General features: G+C 44.6%; 19 protein-coding genes and 1 pseudogene. 10 read left to right on the top strand and 10 right to left on the bottom strand.

The window, feature by feature from the left end; genetic code table 11:
* Nucleotides 1-811: 811 nt before the first annotated feature.
* Nucleotides 812-2,455 carry a phosphate--AMP phosphotransferase gene (locus MsAg5_RS05010; protein ID WP_338099529.1) on the top strand — a complete coding sequence of 548 codons (1,644 nt, stop codon included), beginning with the start codon at nucleotides 812-814 and terminating at the stop codon, nucleotides 2,453-2,455.
* Between the two features lie 185 nt (nucleotides 2,456-2,640).
* Here MsAg5_RS05010 and MsAg5_RS05015 read toward each other — a convergent pair whose 3' ends face one another.
* From MsAg5_RS05015 to thiI, 5 genes are all read right to left on the bottom strand, one after another.
* Nucleotides 2,641-3,021, bottom strand: a complete 381-nt coding sequence (locus tag MsAg5_RS05015) for a hypothetical protein (RefSeq protein ID WP_338099530.1) — start codon at nucleotides 3,019-3,021, stop codon at nucleotides 2,641-2,643.
* Complete coding sequence (locus tag MsAg5_RS05020) at nucleotides 3,018-5,042, bottom strand: right-handed parallel beta-helix repeat-containing protein (protein WP_338099531.1); 2,025 nt, start codon at nucleotides 5,040-5,042, stop codon at nucleotides 3,018-3,020. Before MsAg5_RS05020 ends, MsAg5_RS05015 begins: the two co-directional genes overlap by 4 nt.
* Before the next feature lie 458 nt (nucleotides 5,043-5,500).
* Entirely contained in the window at nucleotides 5,501-5,899 is a 399-nt protein-coding gene (locus MsAg5_RS05025; protein ID WP_338099532.1) for a carboxymuconolactone decarboxylase family protein, read from the bottom strand.
* Nucleotides 5,900-6,464: 565 nt separating this feature from the next.
* On the bottom strand, nucleotides 6,465-7,253 hold the full coding sequence (locus MsAg5_RS05030) for a helix-turn-helix transcriptional regulator (RefSeq protein WP_338099533.1): 789 nt from the start codon (nucleotides 7,251-7,253) through the stop codon (nucleotides 6,465-6,467).
* A gap of 409 nt (nucleotides 7,254-7,662) precedes the next feature.
* Nucleotides 7,663-8,871, bottom strand: a complete 1,209-nt coding sequence (gene thiI / locus MsAg5_RS05035) for a tRNA uracil 4-sulfurtransferase ThiI (RefSeq protein WP_338099534.1) — start codon at nucleotides 8,869-8,871, stop codon at nucleotides 7,663-7,665.
* A gap of 313 nt (nucleotides 8,872-9,184) precedes the next feature.
* Between thiI and MsAg5_RS05040 the strand changes: the two genes are divergently transcribed.
* The 4 genes and pseudogenes from MsAg5_RS05040 to MsAg5_RS05055 all read left to right on the top strand — a co-directional run bounded on the left by MsAg5_RS05040 (nucleotide 9,185) and on the right by MsAg5_RS05055 (nucleotide 10,996).
* The gene (locus MsAg5_RS05040) at nucleotides 9,185-9,502 is read left to right on the top strand and encodes a hypothetical protein (protein WP_338099535.1); all 318 of its coding nucleotides are present in this window, start codon (nucleotides 9,185-9,187) and stop codon (nucleotides 9,500-9,502) included.
* Nucleotides 9,503-9,784: 282 nt separating this feature from the next.
* Nucleotides 9,785-10,123 (top strand): annotated as a pseudogene (locus tag MsAg5_RS05045) (DUF1254 domain-containing protein); the annotation flags it as partial.
* A gap of 78 nt (nucleotides 10,124-10,201) precedes the next feature.
* Nucleotides 10,202-10,528, top strand: coding sequence for a hypothetical protein (locus tag MsAg5_RS05050; protein WP_338099780.1), 327 nt, complete (start codon nucleotides 10,202-10,204; stop codon nucleotides 10,526-10,528).
* A gap of 12 nt (nucleotides 10,529-10,540) precedes the next feature.
* Nucleotides 10,541-10,996 (top strand): DUF1214 domain-containing protein, encoded by a 456-nt coding sequence (locus MsAg5_RS05055; protein ID WP_338099536.1) that lies wholly within the window; start codon nucleotides 10,541-10,543, stop codon nucleotides 10,994-10,996.
* A gap of 87 nt (nucleotides 10,997-11,083) precedes the next feature.
* On the opposite strand, the gene MsAg5_RS05060 is transcribed toward MsAg5_RS05055, so the two are convergent.
* Nucleotides 11,084-12,472: an FAD-dependent monooxygenase gene (locus MsAg5_RS05060; protein WP_338099537.1), complete on the bottom strand. Its 1,389-nt coding sequence runs from the start codon at nucleotides 12,470-12,472 to the stop codon at nucleotides 11,084-11,086.
* Between the two features lie 19 nt (nucleotides 12,473-12,491).
* Complete coding sequence (locus MsAg5_RS05065; protein ID WP_338099539.1) at nucleotides 12,492-13,340, bottom strand: methanogenesis marker 8 protein; 849 nt, start codon at nucleotides 13,338-13,340, stop codon at nucleotides 12,492-12,494.
* Between the two features lie 212 nt (nucleotides 13,341-13,552).
* On the opposite strand from MsAg5_RS05065, the gene MsAg5_RS05070 reads away from it, so the two are divergent.
* From MsAg5_RS05070 to MsAg5_RS05085, 4 genes are all read left to right on the top strand, one after another.
* Nucleotides 13,553-14,719, top strand: coding sequence for an LL-diaminopimelate aminotransferase (locus MsAg5_RS05070; RefSeq protein WP_338099540.1), 1,167 nt, complete (start codon nucleotides 13,553-13,555; stop codon nucleotides 14,717-14,719).
* 133 nt (nucleotides 14,720-14,852) lie between these two features.
* Nucleotides 14,853-15,575 carry a UPF0280 family protein gene (locus MsAg5_RS05075; RefSeq protein WP_338099768.1) on the top strand — a complete coding sequence of 241 codons (723 nt, stop codon included), beginning with the start codon at nucleotides 14,853-14,855 and terminating at the stop codon, nucleotides 15,573-15,575.
* A 653-nt stretch (nucleotides 15,576-16,228) separates the two neighbouring features.
* The gene (locus MsAg5_RS05080) at nucleotides 16,229-17,209 is read left to right on the top strand and encodes a mechanosensitive ion channel family protein (protein ID WP_338099541.1); all 981 of its coding nucleotides are present in this window, start codon (nucleotides 16,229-16,231) and stop codon (nucleotides 17,207-17,209) included.
* Nucleotides 17,210-17,562: 353 nt separating this feature from the next.
* Nucleotides 17,563-18,864, top strand: a complete 1,302-nt coding sequence (locus MsAg5_RS05085) for a phenylacetate--CoA ligase family protein (protein WP_338099542.1) — start codon at nucleotides 17,563-17,565, stop codon at nucleotides 18,862-18,864.
* Nucleotides 18,865-19,055: 191 nt separating this feature from the next.
* Here the strand turns inward: MsAg5_RS05085 and MsAg5_RS05090 are convergent, their stop codons facing one another.
* On the bottom strand, nucleotides 19,056-19,421 hold the full coding sequence (locus tag MsAg5_RS05090; protein WP_338099543.1) for a DsrE family protein: 366 nt from the start codon (nucleotides 19,419-19,421) through the stop codon (nucleotides 19,056-19,058).
* 725 nt (nucleotides 19,422-20,146) lie between these two features.
* Entirely contained in the window at nucleotides 20,147-22,771 is a 2,625-nt protein-coding gene (locus tag MsAg5_RS05095) for a valine--tRNA ligase (RefSeq protein ID WP_338099544.1), read from the bottom strand.
* A 120-nt stretch (nucleotides 22,772-22,891) separates the two neighbouring features.
* On the opposite strand from MsAg5_RS05095, the gene MsAg5_RS05100 reads away from it, so the two are divergent.
* On the top strand, nucleotides 22,892-23,233 hold the full coding sequence (locus tag MsAg5_RS05100) for a hypothetical protein (RefSeq protein WP_338099545.1): 342 nt from the start codon (nucleotides 22,892-22,894) through the stop codon (nucleotides 23,231-23,233).
* A 645-nt stretch (nucleotides 23,234-23,878) separates the two neighbouring features.
* Here MsAg5_RS05100 and MsAg5_RS05105 read toward each other — a convergent pair.
* Nucleotides 23,879-25,183, bottom strand: coding sequence for a TrpB-like pyridoxal phosphate-dependent enzyme (locus MsAg5_RS05105; RefSeq protein ID WP_338099546.1), 1,305 nt, complete (start codon nucleotides 25,181-25,183; stop codon nucleotides 23,879-23,881).
* Nucleotides 25,184-25,281: the final 98 nt, after the last annotated feature.

Genomic DNA, 25,281 nt, shown 5'->3' on the forward strand with positions numbered 1-25,281 from the left:
GAACATAGCAGCCAAAAAAACAAGCTATTCCTAAAGACATTGGAATAATCGAAAAACAAAATTGTTCGGGAAATAAATCTGGCGTTATTTTATCAAAAATGTATTCAAAATAAATATTATAAGTTTGGTTAATTTTTAAAAAAACCGGCTTTTTAAAAATTGACTTAACCCGAAATGAGCCTGAGTAATTCCGGCCGGATATTTTAAACATGAAAATCAAATTTTAAATTTTGAATTTTTTAAAAAATTTTGAAGAAATATGTATTATAAAATGACTATGTTTATTAAAGATTATTTGAATTACGGCATTAAGACAAAATATGATGATTTTGTCATAATTGAAATAGATTTTAAAAAATATATTAATTTTAAAAATAATAGAAATGTTTGAAAAATAGTTTGACAGTATTTTTGCCAATTTCAGACCAAATTTTATCAAATAATTTTAGACAACTATTTAAAAATATTACAATGAATGAATAAAATAGATTTTACAAATAATATGTTAAACTAACATAATTTGAAATTCAGAATCTATGCAAATTAATCCCAAAAATGAATAAAAAGAATAGATGTTAAATAATATATATCCGACAGATTTTAAACTAGATATTATCAAAAAATTATATTATAAGATATATTTTTGAATATCTTTTGAAATTATATAAGAATTCGTTCTGATGAAACTATAATATATACAACAAATTTATATAAATTAGATTCAATTAAAATGAATAATTTTCAAATTGTTGTCATTTAAATATCTTAATGCCCATTTTTACAGTAAATGATCTGATAGGATGTGAAAACGATGGTTTTGTCTAAAGTAACCATTGATATTCCGAAAAACAAAACGTACAAAGACCTTATTGAAGAATACGGGGATGAGCTCGGGGTTTTGCAGCGCGAAGTCCGCCGGCTGAATCTTTCTGTGAATGTTGTTTTTGAAGGCTGGTATGATTCGTTTGTCGGAGAAATCATTAACCAACAACTGCTTCCGCTCGACTCTCGTGGATTTGATTTTTATTTTACGGAAGCACCGACATCTGAAGAACGCAAAAAACCGTTTATGACCCGGTTCAGCCAAAAAATCGCGCCGAAAGGAAAACTGGCGGTTTTCGACCGCAGCTGGTACATGCGCGGCGTCATTGAACAACTGATGGACGACTCCAATCCGCTCATGTGCGGCCAAAACCCGGCGCTTGATGACAATGCGCTTTCTTTGTTTACGGAAACCACTAAAAAAGAAATCATTCACACGGAACGGTTTGACCGGCTCATCGACAACATCAACGGTTTTGAAAAAACGTTAACCGACGACAATAATATTCTCATCAAGATTTATTTCGGCATTTCCAAAGAAGACCGCGTCAAACGCAAAAATTCCTGGAAAAAGACCATCCCGTACATCATCGACAAGCGGTCGATGGAAAAAGTTTACCGGGAAGACATTTACGTCATCAAAGAGCTTTTGGACCGCACGCATACGGAACATTCGCCCTGGAGCTTAATTCTTGTTAAGCAGGATTTGGATCTGGCCATTCTTCAGACCATGAAAACCATTATCGACCAGCTGAAGCCGGCGATCGAACACGCGCAGCTGAAATTGGAAAAAGAATACCGCAACGGTGAAAACATACCGGACATTGAGAAAATTGATGAGCTCACCGGCGAAAAGGAAATTGTTCACTATGAAGACCGGTATGCCGATCACTTGGCCAAAGTGAATTTGACCAAAGCGTACGGCAAAAAAGATTATAAGAAAAAATTAAAGAAATATCAAAACCGGCTGGCATTTTTACATTACGTTCTTTATTCTCAGAAAAAGGCGATGGTTTTGGTTTTCGAAGGCTGGGACGCCGCCGGAAAAGGCGGCAGCATCAAACGGATTGTCCAGTCGATGAACCCGCGTTTCTACCGCGTGATTCCGATTGCAAGCCCGACGGACGTCGACTTGCGCCACCACTATCTCTGGCGTTTCTTAGACGGCATTCCGACCTGCGGCAAGACATCCATTTACGACCGCAGCTGGTACGGCCGTGTGATGGTGGAGCGCGTCGAGCATTTCTGTACGGAAGAAGAGTGGCACCGCGCTTACGACGAAATCAATTTGTTTGAAAAAATGCTCACCGATTCCGGCATGATTGTGATCAAATTCTGGCTGCACGTCAGCAAAGAAAAGCAATTGGAACGGTTTAACGCACGGGCGGCCAATCCGCTGAAGCAGTGGAAATTAACCGACGAGGACTGGCGCAACCGGGAAAAATGGGATCAATATTATAACGCCGTCAACCAAATGATTGAAGAGACCAGCACTAAAAACGCGCCGTGGGTCATCGTTGAGTCGGACGACAAATATTACGCCCGGGTTAAAATCTTAAAAACCATCATCAAACACATTGAAAAAGAGATTCCGGGACAGGAAAAAGTGAATAAGAAGAACTTGAATGAATAAAAAAGAAAAAAATCTAAAATCGGGAAATATTTTCCCGATTTCTTTTTTAATTTTGTGTTCGTTTTTTGAACCGCAGCGCCGGCGCGCGCGTTATGGCGTGCGTTTTCTTTTGGATTTCAAAAGAAGGCGGTTAATTTTTTACCTTTTTCTTTTAACTGAGTTCGTTTTCGTTTTTTCATCCATTTTTAATATCCTTTCTCTTGATTGCTTTTCCATTTTCGGAGAACCAAAAGCAACAACAAGAGCGCAATCAACAAAAGAAGAATGTTGATGACAAGCGTATTCTCTTTTTCGACGGTGACAGCCGAACAACAGGATGTTGAAGTTCCGGTCGTTGCTTCAAGGCCTTCTCCGGTTTCTTCAACAAAACCGCCGCCTTCTTCTTTCTTGTCAATCACGGTTGCATTACCTTCACCGCCACCGGATTTGATTTCTTCAAAGACGGCGTGAATGTTGTTTTTATCTTTCGGCATGGCCAATTCTGCATGGCTGACCGTCACTTTTCCGTTCGTAACTGTTTTTGTAATCAGACTGCCGTCACCATTTGTCAATGTGATGGATTTCACTTTCCATCCCTGGCCGGTTTGACGTCAAGATCAATGGATTCACCCAGATTTAATGTAGCCGGAGGAAGACTGAGATCGCTGAAATAAAATTCTCCATTCCCTTCATGAGAATAAGTCAAATCCAGAGGTCCGGGATCGGCCCGAGCCACGATAACAACCGCATAACCATTCACGGCAGCAGCATCTTTTGTCACGTTGATTTGAAGATCGTCCGAAGTTCTTGACGGAACCGGATACTGGGGTGTGCCGACCGGTTCAGAAGTGCTGTTTAAAGGGGAAACGATGGCCAAAATATCATAACTGCCCCAACCGCCGGCGGGTTCCGGAATTGTTGTGGTAAAATTAAATGAACCGGCTGATTTTGAATCCACCCACAAGCTGCCTATATACTCTGTATAGCCGGGTCTTTCCGTCCCCATTTTTGAACTCAGATATGTTGTTTGTGTCGCATTCAAAGTTCCGAAAAGCATGCTTGATTGCAAGTTTTCAACACTAACGGCTTGGTGGTAACCGATATTATTGTTGGCATTTAAAGGATCTCTGATGGCAACACCAATTAATTTGTCTCCGACAACAGCGTTTTTGCTGATGAAAATGGAGTGACCGCCATGTGAACCAACTTTGTTCTCAGAAGATGTATTATAAGCAGTTGCTGCAACAGCAAGATCTTTTCCATAAGTTGCATTTGTGCTATCTGTCACTGCATTACCTGTAATTGTACCGCCGTTAAAAATAAATCTTCCACCAAGGATATCGGTTGCTCTCCCGTTAACAAAAACACCGCCGCCAACACTTGCGTCATTGTTTGAAATAGTGCCGCCATTCATGGTAAATTTGCAGCCTCGCCCAACAGAGACACCGCCGCCACCATAATCTCCATTATTCGATGCATATTTAAAATTACCTAGCGCATGATTTCCGGAAATTAAGCCGCCATGCATTATTACTGTCGAATCTTGATTGATGAAAAAACCACCACCGCCACCGCCATTGCCTGAATGGTTAACGGTGTTGTTTGAAACATTTCCGGAACTAAAGAGTGCTCCTGAACTGTTGTAGATGTAAAAACCACCGCCATTATCTCCTCTGCATGTGTTGTTTGAAACTTCACCATATACATCAACATGCGGTCCGTCTCTTACATAAACAGCCCCGATAGCAATATCATTCCCGGAGATTTTACTGTTTTCTTGCAATGTTAAAGTGGTGCCTGCACCTCCGAGTTGAATCGCGTGTGATAAATTACAATTTGAAATATTTCCATAAAATTTAATAGAACTGCCGCTTCCCGCATAAATTATGTTTTTTCCACCTGTATTTAAATCTTTGATTGTTGCATTAAAAGTTAAGTTTGCGTTGTTTTCCACCCGGATGAGTGACCCGCCCCTTAATGAATTAATGTTACCATCAATTGTGCTTCCGTCTTCCATAACGCAGTTAGCGCCGTTGGTCAACACAATAGCCGTTGAACCACCCGGGTTTGTAATTCTGGCACCTTGGCCCATAACGATTGATGCCTTTGTATCGTAAGCTGATAAAACAGAGTCATAAACATGTTGACCGGGATTTGAATCGCCATCGGCATACGTTGGAGTACTATTTGTATGATTTGCTGCATCCGGATTACTTGCATCGTCAAAAGTAATATTTTTTAAGGTCACTTTTGAAGTGACAGCGCTACCGATTGGATTAGAAACGGCAACTTCTAACATTCCGGGATTAAAATAACCTCTTTGATTATCCCGTGTCATGTTAAAATCCTGACCACGCGTAATGGTAATACCCTGATTTGCACCTTGAATTGTAATATTTTTATCCACAATGTACAGCCGATCATATATGGTAATATCTTGTGTAATTGTAATGACGTCGCCGGTTTTTGAAGCACGAACAGCATCAGCAAGCGTCGAATAATCTACATTGGGGAAGTTTATTTCCTCAGCATCGGCACCGGCCGGCAAAACGGCCAACATTAAAAGTATGACAGCAACCGCTATCAATATGGAATATTTCGATTTCATGTTCAACCCATTTTATTTTATCAAAAATTATTAGAAATAATATTTCAAAAATAGATTAACTAATAATTAATCTAATAATAGATCATAAAAATAATAAGATTCTATTTAAATTTTACTTTCATTATAACAACAATATACAGATCATAAAAAAATAAGTATGAAAATTAAAAACAGAATGGATAGCCTTCAGATAATTATTTTTTGATATTTATTCCAAACAATTTATTTTTATTGGCATGAGTCGTTATCTCATAATGATACAGGAATGCTACTGACAACAACAAAAACATAAGTAAAATCAGCAAGAGGAACGCAATAACCCAACATAAGTCCAGAAAAAATAATATAATATTTAGATATCAATCTAAAAACAAAAAAAGAAATAAAAAACAAAAAAAGAAATAAAAAATAAATCATCAAAATAAAAGAATAAAATAAAAAAAGAAACAAAGGAGAACTTAATCTCTCTTTGCATTCACTCTTTTGCCGCCGACGTCTCCTTCCAAAAGGAGAACACGGAGGGCTTCACGGCAGGCAGCGACCGCCGGCGCGCCGGACGTAATCGAAATGACTTCCATGGTTTCCATGATTTCTTCTTTGGTCGCACCGTTGTGAATGGCGCTGCGCATTTGCGACATCACGCAGGATTCGCATTGTTTGGACGCGACGACCGCAAGCGCCATCAAAATTTTGGTTTTGGCGGGCAAAACACCGTCGTTTAAAAGCCGGCCGTCACAGTGGCCGTATCTTTTGACAAAATCTTCATCAAGGGCAGCAAGAGTTTCAAGAACGTGGGGCGTAAAGCCCATTTTTTGACCAATGCTGTCGACAATTTCTTTTCCGGATTTTTCTTCCATGTTTTCCACCTCATTTTTATAAAGAATGTCAAAATAAAAATATGTCTTAATTTATATAAATCTATCATTCCGGCTGAAAATTGATTTTTAACGGCAGCGGCTTTCATTTATTGGCAACTGTACCGACAGTTGACTGTTTTTAGATTCCGATTGCATCCACCGTTCACTATTTTTAGAATTCAGATTGCATCTGCAGTTCACTGTATTTAGATTCCGATTGCACCTGCAGTTCACTATTTTTAGATTTCATTTTGCACCCACTGTTTCCAAAAATACACGTTTTTTCTGATCCGTTTTGTACCGACCGGTTCCAACAATACAGTTGCTTCCTTGCTCAAATTTGTATCTTTCAATAAGGCGAAATCCGCTTAAACAGGCGCGATGCGCGCCTGTTTAAGCGGGAGGAATCAATTGACAAAAATAGAAAATAACGCAATGTTATCATAAATTCAAAAAAAACAAACCCTTGTTTTTTGCCGGCTCGAAATGAAAAAGTGCCGCCGTAACGCGCGCGCCCGACGGCGCAAAAAAAGAAAAAAGAAAAGCTGCTTTGGCAGCTTTCAGATTACGGTAATTTGTCGATCTTTTTGGAGCGGTCGACGAAGAATTTCGTTAAATCGGAGCCCCAGTTGAGGGAGCGGTCGTCCATGGCCACCAGGTATTTCTGGGAGTCATACAAGCCGTTCTTGTAAAAGAGCGAGAAGTAAAGGTAAGTGTCAGTCGTCATCACGAACAAGTTGACGGAATCAATCACATACAGCTCGTTTCCTTTGATCTTGAGGAAAGATTCGAGGAGCGGCTTGTAGTCCAAGCGGAATTTGTCGTAAACGTCCTGCGTCAAAACGAATTTGGCCGGGATCTTGAGGTTGACGGTCTCTTCCACCATTTCAAGACTGGACGGCATAAAAACGGAAACAATTCCCTGAACGGATTTGGCCGTGTCCAATTTTTCCAAAATCAAACGGTTTTGCTCAAACACGTTTTTGGCGGGGTCTTGGAACATCACGCAGTTTTCAAGTTCGTTGAAGCGTTCCAAAAGGGACAACGGAATCGCGTTTGTGTCGTGGTCGGTCCAGAACTCGCTGGTTTCTTCCAACACATTTAAGATTTCAATCAACGGGCGGAAGTAGCTCAAAACCACTTTGCCGATCGGCGTCAAGTGGTATTCGTTGTTGATTTTTTGAATCAAATCCGCTTCCAAAAGCTCTTTGATTCTCGGATAAATTTCCGGTGTTTTCACGTCAAAATAGTTCTTGATTTCAATCAAGGTGCGCGGTTTTTCAGCGATTAAAAAAAGCAAATCTCTTCTCTTTTCCGAAAATGTAATGAGACTTAAAAGTCCTTTTCCTTTCATATCTAATGCCTCCGTATTTTTGTTATTCGTTTTGTTATTTGTATGACATAATTACTCATCAAAAAATTATGACTTGCAAATAAAATTATACGGTTTAATTACATATTATATTTTTTAGCTAGCTATTATATTTTTTAGTGAATAAGTAGTTGAATCATTATGAAAATTATAGCCGTCGTATAATAAAACTCATTCTGTCATATAAAGTTTTCGAAATAAAATCGTATAAAAACGGCAACCGAATAATCTAAACATATTTTTATAAAAATGAAAATAAAATAATAGAATATGATATAAAACAATAAAAAATAATAAAAAAATGATAATGACGTCAAAAAATAAAATAATATGACTTCCATCATATTTCAGGTTTCATTTCAAAAAAGGACATGCTGCGGCCGGCCGGAAATCAGACGCCCGGAAATTCAATCACTTCGGCTTCCCGAGCCAATTTTTGGATCAGTCCGTTCAAATTAAAATTAAACCGCTCCTCTTCATCCAACGCCGTCGTCAACTTCGCTTTCACTTCCGGTTTTTCGGGAACCGCCGAACACTCTTTTTCATCCGAACTGCGGATCGAGTTGTCAAACGTGCCGATTTTTTGAGCGATTTCAATAATTTCCTGTTTATCAAACGCAATCAGCGGGTGGTAAAGCGGCAGGCAAAGCCCGTACGTTTCCGAAAGCATATTTTCAGCCGTCTGCGACGCGACCTGCCCGAGCGATGATCCGGAAATAATGCCGGACGCACCGGTCATTTTCATAATTTCGCCGCCCACCCGGAACATGAAGCGTTTGCACATCAGACAAATGTTCTTCTGATGGCAAGTTTCCATCATCGACGTCATGTATTCGCCGTTTTTAACGCGGTAAACTTTGTGTTTGCGGCCCGGCATCCAGGAAAACAAAACTTTGGCGTTATCAAGCGCTTTTTCAAGCGCGATCGGGCTCATATATGGTGAATTATCAAAAAAAACCGGAATAATATCCAAACCGCGCTTCATCATGAGCCAAGCCGCCACCGGGGAATCGATGCCGCCCGACAACAAAACAACCATTTTTCCCTGCGTGCCCGTCGGAAAACCGCCCGGACCCTTGACGCTGTCGAAATAAACATAAGATTGGCTTTGCCGGACCTCAATAAAAATCTCCTTGTCCGGATTGGTGAGATCCACCGCCGGCGTTTTCCCGGAATCGGTCAATTTTTCCCAAATGGCGTCGCCGCACAGGCGTGCGATCTCGTTGGATGAAAAAGAATGATTGCCGTTTCGGCGCGCGCGAACCGCGTACGTGTCGCCGTCACGAATTTTGCTGACGGACACCGCCGCGCACAAAGACGTAATTTCTTCCGGAACGGAAGCGCAAACATAAGCCGGCGAAACGCTGACGACGCCGAAAACCCGGGCGATGATCTCGGGCGCCTGCGGGCTTTGAGTCTCGACAAAAATACGTCCGTAATCACGCCGAATGCCGGAAAAAGGAACATCGTTCGCTTTGAGCATCGCGTGAATATTCATTTTTAAAATTTCTTCATACCGGTCCCGAACGCCGCGGCTTTTGAGAGACAACTCGCCGTACCGGACGATCACAATGCTTTTTTCAGGGACAGGTTCAGTCATACCCTTTCATTCAACGCTTTTTATATGAACTTTTCCAAACAGCAAACAAGGAAAACACTTTCTCAGACCAAAAATACAACAGGAAACGGCATAATAAATATAAATTTATTTTATAATTTTTATTTTAAGCATTAAATATATATAATTAAAATATTATATTATTGTTTTAATGATTTTGCCGCGCATGATCAAAGTGACCGAATTTGAAAACGGCTTACACCAAATAAAAAAGACCGCGGCTAAAAATAAAAATCATTAAATGGCAGCCTAAGCTGCACTTTAAAATCTTGAAAAATACAAAAGGAGAATTCAAATGAAAGTTGCCATTACCAGTGAAAAAAGCCCGTTACCGGAAGAAAAGCACAGATCCAGCATCAATTTTACAACCGAGGCGCTCGGCAAAGACGCCAACGTTAAAGTCAAAGTCTTTTACGATTACGACACCCCAAATCCGGTCGAAGCGACCGGCGTCACCTTTGATGTGAAAATTGACCGCCTCGGACCCGACGGCACATGGATTGCCGACGCAAAAACCGGAATGACCGAGAAAAACACAACGCACCGCAACCTCTACATTTCGAATCCCAAAAATGCGGAAAGAAAATTCACCGTTGAGTTTTCCAAAGAATAAAACGAGCTGTAAAGCCGGTATTGTTTATTTGAAGGGCGGAAATCCGCCCTTTTTGTTTTTCAATCATTTCCAAATAATCCGGCTGTTTCAATATGATTATTCAATTGTCTCACAAACCAGCAAAGAGGAATCAATATGCTTAACCGCCAAAACTATTTTTCAGCCGAACAAATTTCCAAAATCAACCGAGAATTAAAAGTGACGCGCGCCGTCGAAGCTTTTCGAATGTTTTATCCATGTGTTTCCGTGTGGTCGTTTTTCAAAGACAACATGGCCATCGGTATGATTCCAAACCAACGTCACGGCATTTGCCTGACCGACCCGCAGCAAAACGCGCTGACGGCGAATTCGGACACACCGTACGGTATTCTATTAATTGACACGACCCAAGATCCGATTGTGATTGACGTGCCGGCCGGCAACACCATGGGCGTTTAAAATGATTTATACTTCCAAGAAGTCGGCGGCGTCGGTTTAGTCGGTCCGGACGGCGGCAAAGGCGGAAAATACCTGATTGTCGGTCCGAGCAACAAAAAGGAACTGCCCAAGGACGGTTATTATATCATCCGTGTTGAAACAAACCGGTTATTTGCGGCCATCCGCGCGGTTCCGGAACCCGGAAATTTAAAAAGCGGCCTTGACCTTCTCAAAAAAATTAAAACATACCCGTACGGCCAAAAAGATGAAAAAACCGAAATTGTGGATATTTCCGGCAAAAAAGTTGTGGCTTCTCCGACTCTGCGTGAGGAGACATTGGAGTTTTGGACGGATCTTCACGATATCATCAACAAAGATGTTCTGCTCCCTGATTTCTACATGGAATACGGCCGTCTCGCCGATGTCGGCATCAAACGCGGCGAACCGTTCCCCAAAGATGAAGAAACCAAGAAAATCCTCTTGGAAGCCGGTCAAACCGCACTCGGTCAAATGATGGTTGAAGCCTTGTGTTCTGACCGTCCCGACCGGTTGATTTGGAACGGTAAAAATTGGGAATGGGTGGCGCTGATTGAAGAAACCGGATTTTAGAATGAAAATTACATGGACCTCTATGCCCGTGAACGTTGGTTTTATCAGGCAACGCTTTGTTCCAAACGTATGTTTGCGCGAAACGCCGGCCCCGGTTCCATTTACATGATGAGCGTCAAAGACAATAAAGGCGCTTTCTTGAATGGATCCGTCAACTACAAATTGAATATTCCGGGCCCCGTTCCGGCCGGACAGTTCTGGTCAATGACCGTTTACGACGTCCGCAACCGTTCCGAAGTCGTCACCGATCAAAACAAAGCCAGTCTCAGTTCTTTGAATGAAAAATTCCAGACAAACAGCGACGGCAGTATTGATTTGTATGTCGGCCCGGACGCACCGAAAGGGTTTGAAAAACAGTGGATAAAGACACGCCCGAACGAAGGCTGGTTCACCTATTTCAGAATCTACGGCATCAAAGAAGACGCTGTCAACGGTAAATGGAAATTGAATGATTTTGAAAAACTGTAAGTTTTCCATTGAAAAATGAGATGAAAGCATGAGAAATCATGCTTTTATTTCTCTTTTGAATCAGTCAAATAATTGATTTATCTGTTTTTAAATCAACGACTTCAAAAATGCCCCAAAAACCTTCACCATCTTCCACGAATGCTTGGACAGCATCAGTTTTTGAATCAAAACCGACGGATGATCCATATCGCCGTATTCGTTAATGATCGCCACAATTTCCGGATCGTTCAGTTCCGCGAAAATCGCGTTCATATCGGCGTCGCTCATTTTTTCACGGCGCCCATGCGCCATCATGCCGATATCAAACTCCCGCTTGAGTTCTTTTTTCCACGTTTTTTCGTATTCCGACATCTTCTTTTCGGAAAAATCATTTTGCAGAATAGCTTCCGCCGCCACTTTACCGGCAATTTTCGCCGCCACAGCGCCCGGATAAATTCCGCCGCCGGAAACGGGTTTACACTGGCCGGCCGCGTCGCCGACGACCATAAATCCTTCAGCGTATGTCTTTTTCATCGGGCCGATCGGAATGTTGCCGGCCGTTAAATTGCTTGTCTCAGATTTGATTTTAGACGCCACTTCCGGCCGCGCTAAAAACGCTGTCAAGAAAGACTTGGCATTGGCTTTCTGTTCATCGTCCGGATAATATTTTTTGGCAACATCGCGGTCAATCGCCAGCCCGATTCGGGACATTTTGTCCGACATCGGAATCGTCCACGCAAAAAAACCGGGGGCGACGCTGCCGACGAAAACTTCCACAAAATCAGAATCCATCGATTCATATTCGGCGTCGACTTGAATGCCGGACAATAATTTTTCGCAGCCGTCAAGACCGGCCCAGCCGGCCGCGCGGCCGTTGGCCCCGTCGGCGGCAATAATGATTTTGGAAAAGAGTGTTTTGGTGACGCCCTCGTTAGCCACCGTTAAAAGCCAACCGTCCTGCTCTTCAAAGACAGCGTCAATCGCCTCCGTATTTTTGACAACGACTCGGCCGCCCTGCTCAACAATTCCGGTATCGGTTTTATCATTATTATTTTCAGAAACCGCCGTCTTCTTTTCCGGATCAGGTCCCCGTTTCATCCCCAATGCTTTTGTTTTCAGACGAATTTCAACGCCGGCTTTTTCGGCCATATCCGCCAGCTTTTGATCAAAAGCGGACCGGGAAACAACGTAAGCCATCGTTTGTTTTCCTTTGATTTGCATGCGAACGCCCGACGGCGGATAAACGTCCGCGCCGATCACGCTGTTTAAAACAAAAGAGTCGTCCGGCTCGACTTCAGATTCCCGCAACGCGGCAACGCTCAGCAGACCGGCGCATTGCACCGGAATGCCGATTTTGGAATTGTCTTCGATCATCAAAACGCGCGGTACACCGTTTAATTTGGCGTGGCGCGCGGCCGTCGACCCGATCGGACCGCCGCCGATGACGATCACATCAAAACATTCCGTTTCCATATTCGTTTCGTTGCCGTTATTCATTCAAAATTCCCCAAAAATATTAGATTAAATCTCTCGGCTGCTTTTGTTCCGGAAGATATGGGAGCGGCATCGTGTTAACCAGCAGCGGACTTTTCACAAATTTGGCGCGTTCCAGCAACAAGGCCCGTCCTTCCTGCGTCATCGCAATCAGCGGCACCGCTGTGCCGACTTGAAGCAGCGGCTGAATGCTGCGCAAATGTTTGGAGGCGCACAAAGTTGCAATATCGGCCAGCTTTGCAATCTTTTCAGATTCAGCGCATGACAGACCGGTGGTGTGAACGGCAATAATCATAAAATAGACGTTATATTCATCCTGCATCGCCCGGACTTTGGCGGCTGTTTCGGCGTCCGCCACCGTCACGGCGATTCTTTTAAAGCCGAGCTCGGCCGCTTTTTTGGCGCCGAGAACCGGATCAATCACGGCGGTTTTTTCATCTAAAACAATACCGTCCCGGTCTTTGATTTTTTGAATCGTTTCCGGAATCGGTTCGGTGTAAACGAGTCCCGACATCCGGGCGCCCATGCCCTGAACCAATGACGGATTTTTTGTAATAACAGTTCCTGCGCCGTCGCAAACGCTGACGGACGCGTCAATAATGCCGTTTTCGAGTCCGGACATCATGGTTTCAGACGCGCCGAAACCGACGAAATCGTCAAAACCGTCGAGCTGGCGGTCAGGCGTAAAAAGACCGAACGTTTCAATCCGGAATTCCATATTTTTTTTCACTTCGGCCGGACTGATTTCCTTAATGCCGCGCATTTTGTCAAAGAGAGGACACCAGACGACTTCCGGTTCCGACACTTCGACAACAAGACCATTTTCAACGACGACGCGTGATTTTCCGACCATTTCCATAACGTGACGCATAAATTCACCAAAACAACATAGGCTTTCGGTTATAAAAACCTCACGTCAAAAATAAAAAAACTAATTAAGTTGTCTTTTTGTCAATATTTCTTTCGTTTTCGATAGGAATGGCTATATACAAATATTCAATTGAATGATTGTTTTATATTTTAATTTAAATTCAACAACAAATTTTATACCCAATGATGAATTTCTAAAAAAAGAGTGATAAAATGAATTATTCCGAACGCATTCTGACTTTACCGCCGTATCTTTTCGCTTCGATCGACGAATCCAAGAAAGCCATGATTGACAAAGGTGTCGACGTGATCGACTTGGGCGTCGGCGACCCGGACCGCCCGACACCGTCCCACATTGTCGAATCCATGGTGGACGCCGTTCGCGATCCGAAAAACCACCAGTATCCGTCCTACGTCGGCCTCATGGAATTCCGCGTCGCTGTGGCGGACTGGATGAAAAAGACCCGAAACGTGACGGTGGACCCGAAAACGCAAGTCTTAACGCTTCTCGGTTCCAAGGAAGGCGTCGCTCACGTGCCGTTTGCGTTCATCAATCCGGGAGACGTCGTCCTCTGTCCGAACCCGGGCTATCCGGTTTACACCATCGGCACAAAATTCGCCTGCGGCGTGCCTTATGAAATGCCGCTTCTGGCCAAAAACAACTTTTTGCCGGACTACGATGCGATTCCGAAAGACGTTCTGAAAAAGGCCAAACTTTTGTTTATCAACTACCCGAACAATCCGACCGGCGCCGTTGCGGACAAAGCGTTCTTTGAAAAGACCGTGAAGTTTGCCAAGGAAAATGATTTAATTGTGGTGCACGACAACGCTTATTCGGAAATGGTGTACGACGACTACAAATCGCCGAGCTTCTTTGAAATTCCGGGCGCCATGGACGTCGGCATTGAATTTTATTCGATGTCCAAGACCTACAACATGACCGGCTGGCGCCTCGGCTTTGCCGTCGGCAACAAAGATCTGATCGCTGCGTTCGGAAAAGTCAAATCCAATATTGACTCGGGCGCTTTTGACGCGATTCAGCGCGCCGGCATCACCGCTTTGACGTCGTCGCAGCAATGCGTCGCCGAGATGAACGCCGTTTACACGCAGCGCCGCAACGTGCTCATCGACGGCCTTAAATCCATCGGCCTTGACGTGAAGCCGCAAAAAGCCACGTTCTATGTGTGGGCGCCGGTGCCGGAAGGTTACGACTCCATGGGCTTTGCAAAACTCTTGTTGGAAGAAGCCGGCATTGTCGTAACGCCGGGCGTCGGTTTCGGAAAGAGCGGCGAAGGATTCGTCCGGTTCGCGCTCACCAAAGAAGTCACCCGCATTAATGAAGCGGTCGAACGCATGAAGAAAATCAAATCCAAGATTTAACGGATTTAAATTTATTTCATAAATTAACAAATGAGATCTCGAATGAGAGATGAAATAAAAGTCTTTCATTCTTGTTTTTAATTATTTTTTGTTCTTCTCATTCTTTTTTGGCATTTTGTTTGGTGATATTTTGATTAAAACGCATTTTGAAATTAAGGAAACCATCGTCACGATTCTGACCGATTCCGAATATTTGATTGAAATCGCCAAACAGGAACTGGCCGCTCACCGCACCGTTGTTGAGAATTACATCGCCCAAAATCCTTTCTTTGAAGTCACGCTTGAATCTTACGAACCGGATCCGTCGACGCACCCGCTGATCCGCCGGATGATTGAAACGGCGAACACTTTTGACATCGGCCCGATGAGCACGGTCGCCGGCGTGATTGCCGAATCCGCTGTTCAAAAGATGAAAGAAGCCGGCGCCACCGTTGCCGTCATCGATAACGGCGGCGATATCGCGCTGTACAACAACAGCGCAAAACCGCTTGTCATTGGCATTTACGCCGGAAAATCAAAGGTCCGAAACTTAGGGTTTTCCATTGACCCGTCTCCGGAAATTCTCGGCATTTGCACGTCTTCGGGAACGGTCGGCCACTCCATCAGTTTCGGCATTTCCGACGCCGCCATCATTTTCTCCAAAAACGTCGCGTTGGCGGACGCTGCGGCCACGGCACTTGGAAACGCGCTCAAAGAGAAAGGGGCTGAAAATATCGAAAAAGCATTGTCGGTCATCAAAGTTCCCGGCATCGACGGCGCCGTTTTGATTGAAGGAAACGACATCGGCATCTGGGGAAAAGTGCCGACAATCGTGAAAGCGAACGTGGCATACGATTTGATTACGAAAGGCGAATAAACCGGAGTTTGGTTTTGGCTTGCGTTTCATGAAAAGTGATTGCGATTACGCGCGCGGGCGGGAACGGCGCAAAATCCGGAGATGTTTTTTTCTTTTTCTCAAAAACCGGAATTGGTTTTCTTTTGATTTTAATTTGGTTTCGCATCCGGTCTCTGTTTTCAGTTCCTTTATCCGGAATGTGCCCCTCAATCCTTGTCATTGGCGCAGCCAATGACAAGGATTGAGATTATCCCCAAAGATAGAAATTGGAATCAACTGACAGTAATTGTACAGTATTCAGATTGCAGCAGCGGTACAGTATTCAAATTGTGGAAACAGTACAGTATTCAGATTGCAGCAGCTGTACAGTATTCAGATTGCAGCAGCTGACAGTATTCAAATTGCGGAAACTGTACGGAATCAGAATGTATGAACAGTACTGTTCCAAAAAAGTGTGACATATCAGTGTAATTTGCCGCATTAAAATCGAAAAACTTAAAACACATAACTGAGAAACAAAAGATCAAATAAAACAGTCAAAATGAACCCTTAGTTTTTTATGTTTTCAAAACTTTAATCATTTGTCTTTTTATTATTTTTATTAAATATTTTGAATGTTGAAATTTTTAGATATCCCGTTCCATTTTAACAGATATCAAGTTGGTGAGATTTTGGTGCTTGAAAATTTATTGAATTCGTTATATACTGTCTTTTCAAATGTGATCGAGACGATTTACGATAACATCGGAACCGTCATTTACATATTGGTTCTTCTGCTGGCGACGACGGTCATCGCCCGTTTTGTGAATAAACGTTTTATCAATTATTCCAAACGCGTCGAGAAAAACATGAAAATGGACATCACCCGTTTTACGATGCTCCGCCACGTCACAATCGGCTGCATTTATTTGGCCGGCATCATTTTGATTCTTTACACCATCCCGTCCCTGCGTTCCCTGTCGTCCACCTTGCTGCTCAGCGCCGGCGTGATTGGTATTGTCATCGGTATCGCCGCCCAGGACACGTTCGGCAACATTATTTCAGGCATTGCGCTGACATTCTTCCAGCCGCTGCGCGTCGGCGATTTGGTGACGACGGACAACGTTTACGGTGAAGTGACCGACGTCAACCTCCGGCAAACAACGATCAAAACGCCCGACAACCGCCTTGTCATCATCCCCAACTCGGTTTTGAACAAAGCGACCGTCACCAACTGGACGCTCAACGACCGAAGCGTCCGCTGGCCTGTGACAGTTCAGATTTCATACGAATCCGACGTTGATCTCGCCCGGAAAATTATGATGGAAGAAGCCCGGAAAAACAAATATGTGATGTCGTCGGAACTTGTTTACCGCATGCATCCGGAAGTTTCCGAAGACGTCCGCGTTCGAATGACGACGCTGGACAGTTCCGGCATCAACATGTCCTTAGACTTTTGGGTCGCCGACCGCGACGACGCCTATTCCGCCGAATGCGCGATTCGGGAAGGCATCAAGAAGCGCTTTGACACCGAACCAAGCGTGACAATCCCGTACCCGCACATGATGATCATCGAAGACGATACGGAGTGCATGCGCCGGTTTAAGAAGCCGGAGAAAACAAATGACAATGCAAATAATAACAGTGAACCGGAAAAAGAAAAAGTTAAAAATTGAGGATTGTAAAAATTGAGGATTGAATTCAATTCTCAATTTCATTTCAATTTTTTCTTTCGTTTTTTTCTTTTTGTATTTTTCGTTTTTTTTGGCGGGACCTGCGCGCGCATTATGGCACAGGCATTATGATTCGTCAAAAACGAGGACCATTTTTAAAAAATTATTTGAATCATTTATTCTATATTTTAATTTTGAATAGAATTTACATAATGTTGGTTTTTCAGTGATAATCGGTATATTTAAACTTTATATACTATGACACGTATTAACATAGCATGCTTAGCCTGTAAAATAGAGTTTAATTGAATCGGCGACGCAGAAAAAATTAATTTCGTACAAGAAGGACATATTTCATGACATACTGGGATGCACATATTGAAACAATGAATCGGAAGGAGATGAACGAGCTTCAACTCAAACGGCTTCAAAAGTCCGCGAAAACGGTCTATCAAAATGTTCCGTTCTATCGGAGAAGATTTGACGAGCTCGGCGTTAAGCCGGAAGACATCAAAACTCTCGCCGACATTTCAAAATTACCGCAAACCACCAAATACGACTTCACGGACAATTACCCGTACGGTCTTTTCGCGGCGCCGATGGAAGACATTATTCGGATTCACTCGTCCTCGGGCACGTCCGGAAAACCCAAAGTCGTCGGCTACACCAAGAATGATATTGACATTTGGGCGGACCTTCTCGCCCGAAACTTCACCATGGTCGGCATCAACAAGCACGACATTTTCCAAAACTCGGTCAACTACGGTCTTTTCACCGGCGGCCTCGGCATTCACAACGGTATTGAGCGCGTGGGCGCGACCGCCGTTCCGGCCGGCACCGGCAATACGCTCCGCCAGCTGGAAATGATGATCGACTTTGGCGTCACCGCCATTCACTGCACACCGTCTTACGCACTCTATTTGGCGGAAACGGCCGTTGAAAATGATTTGGTTGACAAACTCAAACTCAAAACCGGCTGTCTCGGCGCGGAAGCGTGGTCGGACAACATGCGCAAAAGCATTGAAGAAATGCTCAACATCAAAGCGTACGACTCTTACGGCCTTTCCGAAATGTTCGGCCCCGGCATCGCTTTTGAATGCCCCGAGCAAAACGGCATGCACATTTGGGATGACCACTTCTTCGTGGAAGTTTTGGACAAAAACGGCGAACAAGTTTCCGAAGGCGAAAAAGGCGAATTGGTGCTGACGTCGCTCACCAAAGAAGGACTCATCAGCATCCGGTACCGGACCGGCGACATCACGCGCCTGTTGGAACCGGAATGTTCCTGCGGACGCTGTTCCACCCGGATTTCCCGGCTGATCGGACGCGCCGACGACATGATTACCGTTCGCGGCATCAACGTTTACCCGACGCAGATTCAAGATGTGATTTCCAAAATTCCGGAAGTGACGAATCAATTCCAAATCATTCTCACCCGCAACAACAAGCGGCTGGATGAAATGACCGTTCAGGTCGAACTGCAAAAAGACGCGTTCACGGACGATTTGCTCAAATTGGACCGGATTCAAAAGAACGTGGTGGCGCAGCTCATGAATGTGCTGAACGTCAGAACCACCGTCGAGCTGCTGGAATTCGGCAGCATTGAAAGAACAGGCGGCAAATCCAAGAGAATTATCGATAAAAGAGAAGCCATTTAACGGCTTTTTCTTTTTCTCTTCTTTTTTGTTTTAATTAATTTAAAATTCTTTTTTTTGTTTTTTTGGCGGGCGGCGGCGCGCGCGTTATCGCGACACCTTCTTATGATTTAAGAAAAGAGAAGATTTAATTAAATATGAAACAGAAGAAAAGGAGGATCCTTTTCTTTAAATTATTTTCAAAAACAGATACATCAGACATACATAATCAATTGCCCTTCTTCCGTGTATTGAAGAAGCAGGTCGGTCAGTTCTTTTGTGGTAATAATTTCGGTGCCCGGAATCATTTCTTCTTTTTCCATGCCGATAATGGACGCCGCCAGTTCGCAGCATTTGATGCTGACGCCCAAATCCAAGCATTCCTGAACTTTCGCGTCATAGTTTTGCGTGCCGACTTTGTTTTTCTTCATCAGAATGGCACCCATCGGCCCCCAGGCGAGAATCGTTGTTTCTAGGCCCCTCTTCCTGTAACAACGCGCAAACCGAAGAGCGTGCTGCGGCGCAGTGCTCTCATAAACCATGTCGTTGAGTAATAACAAAACTTTTGTGACTTTAGCCATAATTTTTAAAACCTCAAATAATCCGCTTAATGATTATTCATTGAAAACGAAACAGAGTTTAGAAGGGATATACTTAAAGGTATCCCTTAAATTTCGGAAAAAAATGACAAATAAAAAGGACGCAATGACAGATTCCCGATTTTATTTTATAATTCTTTGAAAAAATATCCCCTCTTTTTACAAATTGTATAAAATGTGCTGCCGTAGCGCGCGCGTGGCCGGCAGCGTCAGCCGTAATCTGCGTGTGGAAACTGTTTCCGATGTGAACCCGCAAGTTCAGAACACCGAAGGCCGAAGGCGTGAGGTGGGCTGAACTTGGCGGATTGCTCTAAAAGTAAGATACAATGAGCAAATAAATTGGTACATACTTTTACAGTCAATTAGCACCTGTTTGCTGCACAGATTGCACCTATTGTTAGCTATTCTGAATACACCTTATTGTTTACAAAACTGAGTTGCACCTACCGTTTGCAGTTCAGATTGTATCTACTGAGTGGTATCCGTAAAATACAAACGCTATCGCGTTTGATTTTACGGGATGGCTTGCTTGACATCGTCGAAAAACACCCCCTGTTTTTTCAAAAGTCAAACAAAATGAGTGCCGTAACGCGCGCGTACGCTGCCGCCCAAAAAAAGAAAACAGAAAACAAAACCGGAAAAATAAAAAGAAAAACAGTAATTTAAAAGAAAAAGTTGAATCCGAAAATCGGATTCAATCATCTGTTTTACTTCACAATCACAACGGCTGCGTCGCCGACATTCAAAATGTCTACTTCGCGTCCGCCGGAAATCATTTCTTTCTTAATTTCAATCGCGTTTTCCGGAAGTTCAAGCGTTTCCCCGTTGACCGTAATCAAAATCTTTCCGGCCGATTTCATTTGGTCGGCGTCTTGGGGCGGCAAAGCCTTTAAAGCCGCCGTAACGGCGCCGGCGCGGTCTCTGAACGTCGGACCGATGAGACTCTGGTTCGGTTTCACTTCAACCGGCACATGAGCGAATTCGGGCTTTCCGGACATCAACTCAACCGGGGACGACGTGGCGCCGGAAATGTCACCTACATCGATTTTGACGTTGTAAATCTCAATCTTTTTCAAGGGCGCGTTGAGAGCCATTTTGTTGTCTGATTTGTAACAGCGGATGTCGCTTGTGATGTTTTTGATCAGTTCGCCGGCGTCTTCGGCGTCGTCAGACAAGAATTTATCGTCGGCAACCGGCCAACTTTGTTGGTGAACACTTTCAGATCCGATTCTGGAATACATCTCTTCCGCTAAAAACGGCGTAAACGGCGCCAGAAGTTTGCATAATGTCGAAATTGACGTAAAGAGCGTGTAGCGCGCGGCATTTTTGTCGTCGGCGTCATTGCCGTAGAGGCGGCCTTTGACGAGTTCTAAATAGTTGTCGGCAAGGGTTTCCCAGGCAAAAATACGAATGCCTTTGAAGGCTTCGTCGAAACGCGCGTTTTCCATCATGTCGGTTGTTTCCGTGATGAGGCGGTTGAGTTTTGACAACAGCCAAAGGTCGGTTTGTTTGAGTTTGGTTGCGTCAAACGCCTTTTGGTCTTTTTCGGAAAATGTGTCCAAATTCATCATGGAGAAACGGTAAATGTTCCAAAGCTTTTGAATCAGGCGTGACGCGGAGACGACGTCTTTCCAGCGGAACATGACGTCAGAACCCACGCTGCCGCCGAGAGCCGCCCATTGACGGAAGGCATCGGCGCTGTGTTCCACCAAAACATCTTCCGGCGAAATGACGTTGCCGAGCGATTTGCTCATTTTGTGGCCGTCCGGTCCGAGAACCATGCCGTTGATCATGATGGATTCCCACGGAATGTTGTTTTCAAGCGCCTTGGCGCGCAGAATTGTGTAAAAAGCCCAGGTCCGGATGATGTCGTGACCTTGCGGGCGCAGCTGCGTCGGCAGGCGGAGTTCGTGTTCGCTGTCCCAGCCGCTCACGTGAAGCGCGGTCAACGACGAATCCATCCAGGTGTCGAGAACGTCGGTTTCCCCGTAAAATTCGGTCGAGCCGCAGGAGCAAGCTTTTGGCGGCTGCTTTTGCGTCGGGTCGATCGGGAGCCATGATTCTTCGGCGATCATGATTTCGCCGCACTTTTGGCAGTACCACACAGGAATCGGCGTCGCGAAAATACGCTGGCGGGAAATGCACCAGTCCCATTCCATCGTGTTCGTCCAGTTTTCAAGGCGGACTTTCATGTATTCCGGAATCCATTCAATTTTGTCGGCGGACGACAGAATTTCTTCCGGTTTCACTTTGACGAACCATTGCGGTTCGGATAAGATTTCAATCGGCGTTTTACAGCGCCAGCAGAGGCCGACATTTTGGTCGAGTTCCTTTTGCTCGTACAGGAATTTTTCGGATTTGAGATCCTCAATGATTTGCTTTTTGCAATCACCGATGGTCATTCCGGCGTATTTGCCGGCGGCGCCGGTCATCAGACCGCAGCGATCGATGGCTTTTGTGACTTTCAGGTTGTGAATTTTTGTCCAGCGAATGTCTTGCTTGTCACCGAACGTACAAATCATCACAACGCCGGTTCCGAATTCCGCTTCGACGGCGTCGTCGGCGATAATCGGCACGCACTGACCAAAGATCGGAACAATGAGGTTCTTTCCGATATATTGCTTGTAGCGTTCGTCTTCGGGAGACACGGCAACGGCCGCACACGCGCACAAAAGTTCGGGGCGGGTGGTGGCAATGTTCAGTTTGACGTTGCTGTCTTCGGCGAGTGAAAAGTTTAAAAAGTTGAGTTTAGTTTGGTTGAATTCATATTCCACTTCAGCCAAGGCAATGGCGGTTTCACAGCGCGGGCACCAGTTGACGGGGTGCTCTTCGTGGTAAACGTAATTCTTTTCGTGCATTTTGAGGAACGACTTTTGGGTTTTCACGAAGTAGGACGGCTCCATCGTGATGAATTCGTTGCTCCAGTCGTTTGAAAAACCAAGGCGAAGCATCGTATTTCTCATTTTGACGATGTTGCCGCGGGTCATGTCTTCGCACATTTTCCGGAACTCGGCGCGCGGAACCTGGTTTTTGGTGATGTGGTTCATTTCTTCGACTTTCACTTCGGTCGGCAGGCCGTGGCAGTCCCAGCCTTGCGGGAACATGACGTTAAAGCCGCGCATGCGTTTGTAGCGGGCGACGAAGTCGATGTAGCACCAGTTGAGCGAGTTGCCGATGTGGAAGTTGCCGGTCGGGTACGGCGGCGGCGTATCAATAATGTATTGCGGGCGCGTGTTGTCCGCCCAGTCGAAATGATACATGGATAAATCCCAGGTGTTCATCCACTTCGTCTCAATGTCGTTGGCGACGTAATCTTTGGGAATTTCAGACATAGTAACTCCTTTGTTCGATAATATTAAATGAAATATGGGTTTATGTAAACATCATTTGTTATAAAAATGTTTTACCACAAAGCGAACAGACGGTTGAAAGGTTGAAAAAGAGTGAAATTTATGGACGAAAACTCTGAAATTAATGAAGAAGTCGGCGTTGAAACAGATGCGGAACCGGATCCTGAAATTGTTCGTTTGGTTCGGGAAATCAAAGCCGTTCGGGACGAGCTGGAAGAGTTAACGGAACTGGAAGAAACGCTGCGTCTTGAATTAATTGATGTTTTTAAGCAGAAAGATACGGATTACTACGAAGGCTCCGGCGTCGCCGTTGATTTTTATCCCGCCAAGACGGAAAACCGTTTGGATACGAAGCGGCTTCGGGAAGAAGACCCGGATTTGTATCAAAAATATGTGCATGCAGTTGAAAGAAGAGAGCATTTGCGATTCCGGAAAATCGATTAATTTTTTCTTTTTTTGTGCGGCGCCGTGCGCGCGCGTTATGGCGGCACTTTTTGTTTTTGCATTTTCAAAACTTGACGTTCACTTTTTTCTTTTTGCATTTTCAATATTTGCTGTTCACTTTTTCTTTTTGCATTTTCAAAATTTGACGCTCACTTTTTCTTTTTTAATCCATTCTCAAGCAAATTATCCGGCTTAAACAGACGCTTTGCGTCTGTTTAAGCGGATACGGGTTCGTTGGGATTGGAAAGTCCGGCGGCAGATGCAAAACGGAACAGGAAAGACTGTATTGTTGGAAACAGAAGGTGCAAAACGGATCAGAAAAAGACTGTATTGTTGGAAACGGAAGGTGCAAAACGGATCAGAAAAAAACTGTATTGTTAGAAACGGAAGATGGAAAACGGACCAGAAAAAGACTGTATTGTTAGAAACAGAAGATACAACTTAAAAATGAACCATTTAAGGTAGAGGGACCGTCTAAACAGATACGGGACACATCTGTTTAAACGGGACGTTTTTTAGGATAAAATGGGAAAATGGAAATGAAAAAATCAGCGACCGGAGGGAGTTGTTCGCGAAGCGAACTTACGGAAACAGCCTCCCACCACCCTTTGAAAAATTCCGAAGCGAAGCGCAGGAATTTTTCTTTTACTGGATCTTCCCTTCCAAGAACTCCTGATAGAAGCTCATGTCCAAAAGACCGTGACCGCTGAGGTTGAAAACGATTGTTTTTTCTTCGCCGGTCTTCTTGCATTCCAAAGCTTTGTTAATCGCACTGCAAATCGCATGTGTCGACTCTGGTGCAGCCGTTATTCCTTCCGTTTGCGAGAAGATAATACCGGCATTGAAAATGTCTTTTTGGCCGAGCGCTTCGGCTTTGATGAGGCCGTCGGCGTACAGGTTGCTCACGATCGGCGAGCAGCCGTGGTACCGAAGTCCGCCGGCGTGCATGCTCGGGGGCACGAATTCGCAGCCGAGGGTGTACATTTTCAATTTCGGCGTCATCGCGCCGGTGTCGCCGTAGTCGTAGCGGAATTCGCCTTGCGTCAGCGACGGGCAGGATTCCGGTTCGACGGCAATGATTTGGGTGTCCAGATTCTTGTCGATTTTATCTTTGACGAACGGGAATGCGAGGCCTGCAAAGTTGCTGCCGCCGCCGCAGCACGCAATCACGTAATCCGGATAATCTTCGATCATCTCGAATTGTTTTTGCGCTTCAAGACCGATGATGGTTTGGTGAAGCATCACGTGGTTTAAAACGCTGCCCAGCGTGTAGCGCGTGTTCGGGGTCGACAGCGCGTCTTCGACGGCTTCCGTAATGGCGATACCGAGCGTTCCGGGCGTGTCCGGCGTTTCTTTGAGAACGCGGCGGCCGAATTCGGTGTTGGTACTCGGGGACGCCAGCACTTTGCCGTTCCAGAGGTTCATGAGCGTCTTTCTGTGCGGTTTTTGAGCGTAACTGGAACGCACCATGTAAATCATGCTTTCCAGGCCGAAGTGATTGCACGCAAAAGCCAGCGCGCTGCCCCATTGGCCGGCTCCGGTTTCGGTGGTCAGGCGTTCGACGCCCTGCTTCATGTTGTAATACACTTGCGGGATCGACGAGTTGGTTTTGTGACTGCCGGTCGGGCTTTCGCCTTCATATTTGTAGTAAATCTTCGCCGGCGTCTTGAGATATTTCTCAAGCATGACCGCACGCCGGAGCGGATTGGGACGGAACGCTTTGAGAATATCCAGCACTTCCGGCGGAATGTCAATGAATTGGTCCGTGCTCATTTCCTGACGAATAAGTTCCTTGGCGAAAACCGGCTCCAATTCTTTCGCCGTCGCCACTTGCCCGGTTGCCGGGTTGACCGGCGGGTCGAGCGGTGTTTTTAAGTCGGAAACGATGTTGTACCACTTTTTGGGCATATCGTTTTCATCTAACTGGACTTTATGATAATCCTGAACCATGAATTTCTGATCTCCTTTTTAATTTTGAGTTGATGTTGTAAAAGCTACACAAATGTATAAATTAATACATTGAAGTCTAAAACATATCTAAAATATAT

The sequence above is a fragment of the Methanolapillus africanus genome, assembly GCF_032714475.1.
Taxonomy (GTDB): Archaea; Halobacteriota; Methanosarcinia; order Methanosarcinales; family Methanosarcinaceae; genus Methanolapillus; species Methanolapillus africanus.

Bases quoted from the DNA above. Each gene is read 5' to 3' on its own strand.
- MsAg5_RS05010 (WP_338099529.1), top strand. From the start codon at position 812: ATGGTTTTGTCTAAAGTAACCATTGATATTCCGAAAAACAAAACGTAC.
- MsAg5_RS05020 (WP_338099531.1), bottom strand. From the start codon at position 5,042: ATGAAATCGAAATATTCCATATTGATAGCGGTTGCTGTCATACTTTTA.
- MsAg5_RS05025 (WP_338099532.1), bottom strand. From the start codon at position 5,899: ATGGAAGAAAAATCCGGAAAAGAAATTGTCGACAGCATTGGTCAAAAA.
- MsAg5_RS05030 (WP_338099533.1), bottom strand. From the start codon at position 7,253: ATGAAAGGAAAAGGACTTTTAAGTCTCATTACATTTTCGGAAAAGAGA.
- thiI (WP_338099534.1), bottom strand. From the start codon at position 8,871: ATGACTGAACCTGTCCCTGAAAAAAGCATTGTGATCGTCCGGTACGGC.
- MsAg5_RS05040 (WP_338099535.1), top strand. From the start codon at position 9,185: ATGAAAGTTGCCATTACCAGTGAAAAAAGCCCGTTACCGGAAGAAAAG.
- MsAg5_RS05055 (WP_338099536.1), top strand. From the start codon at position 10,541: ATGGACCTCTATGCCCGTGAACGTTGGTTTTATCAGGCAACGCTTTGT.
- MsAg5_RS05060 (WP_338099537.1), bottom strand. From the start codon at position 12,472: ATGAATAACGGCAACGAAACGAATATGGAAACGGAATGTTTTGATGTG.
- MsAg5_RS05065 (WP_338099539.1), bottom strand. From the start codon at position 13,340: ATGCGTCACGTTATGGAAATGGTCGGAAAATCACGCGTCGTCGTTGAA.
- MsAg5_RS05070 (WP_338099540.1), top strand. From the start codon at position 13,553: ATGAATTATTCCGAACGCATTCTGACTTTACCGCCGTATCTTTTCGCT.
- MsAg5_RS05085 (WP_338099542.1), top strand. From the start codon at position 17,563: ATGACATACTGGGATGCACATATTGAAACAATGAATCGGAAGGAGATG.
- MsAg5_RS05090 (WP_338099543.1), bottom strand. From the start codon at position 19,421: ATGGCTAAAGTCACAAAAGTTTTGTTATTACTCAACGACATGGTTTAT.
- MsAg5_RS05095 (WP_338099544.1), bottom strand. From the start codon at position 22,771: ATGTCTGAAATTCCCAAAGATTACGTCGCCAACGACATTGAGACGAAG.
- MsAg5_RS05100 (WP_338099545.1), top strand. From the start codon at position 22,892: ATGGACGAAAACTCTGAAATTAATGAAGAAGTCGGCGTTGAAACAGAT.
- MsAg5_RS05105 (WP_338099546.1), bottom strand. From the start codon at position 25,183: ATGGTTCAGGATTATCATAAAGTCCAGTTAGATGAAAACGATATGCCC.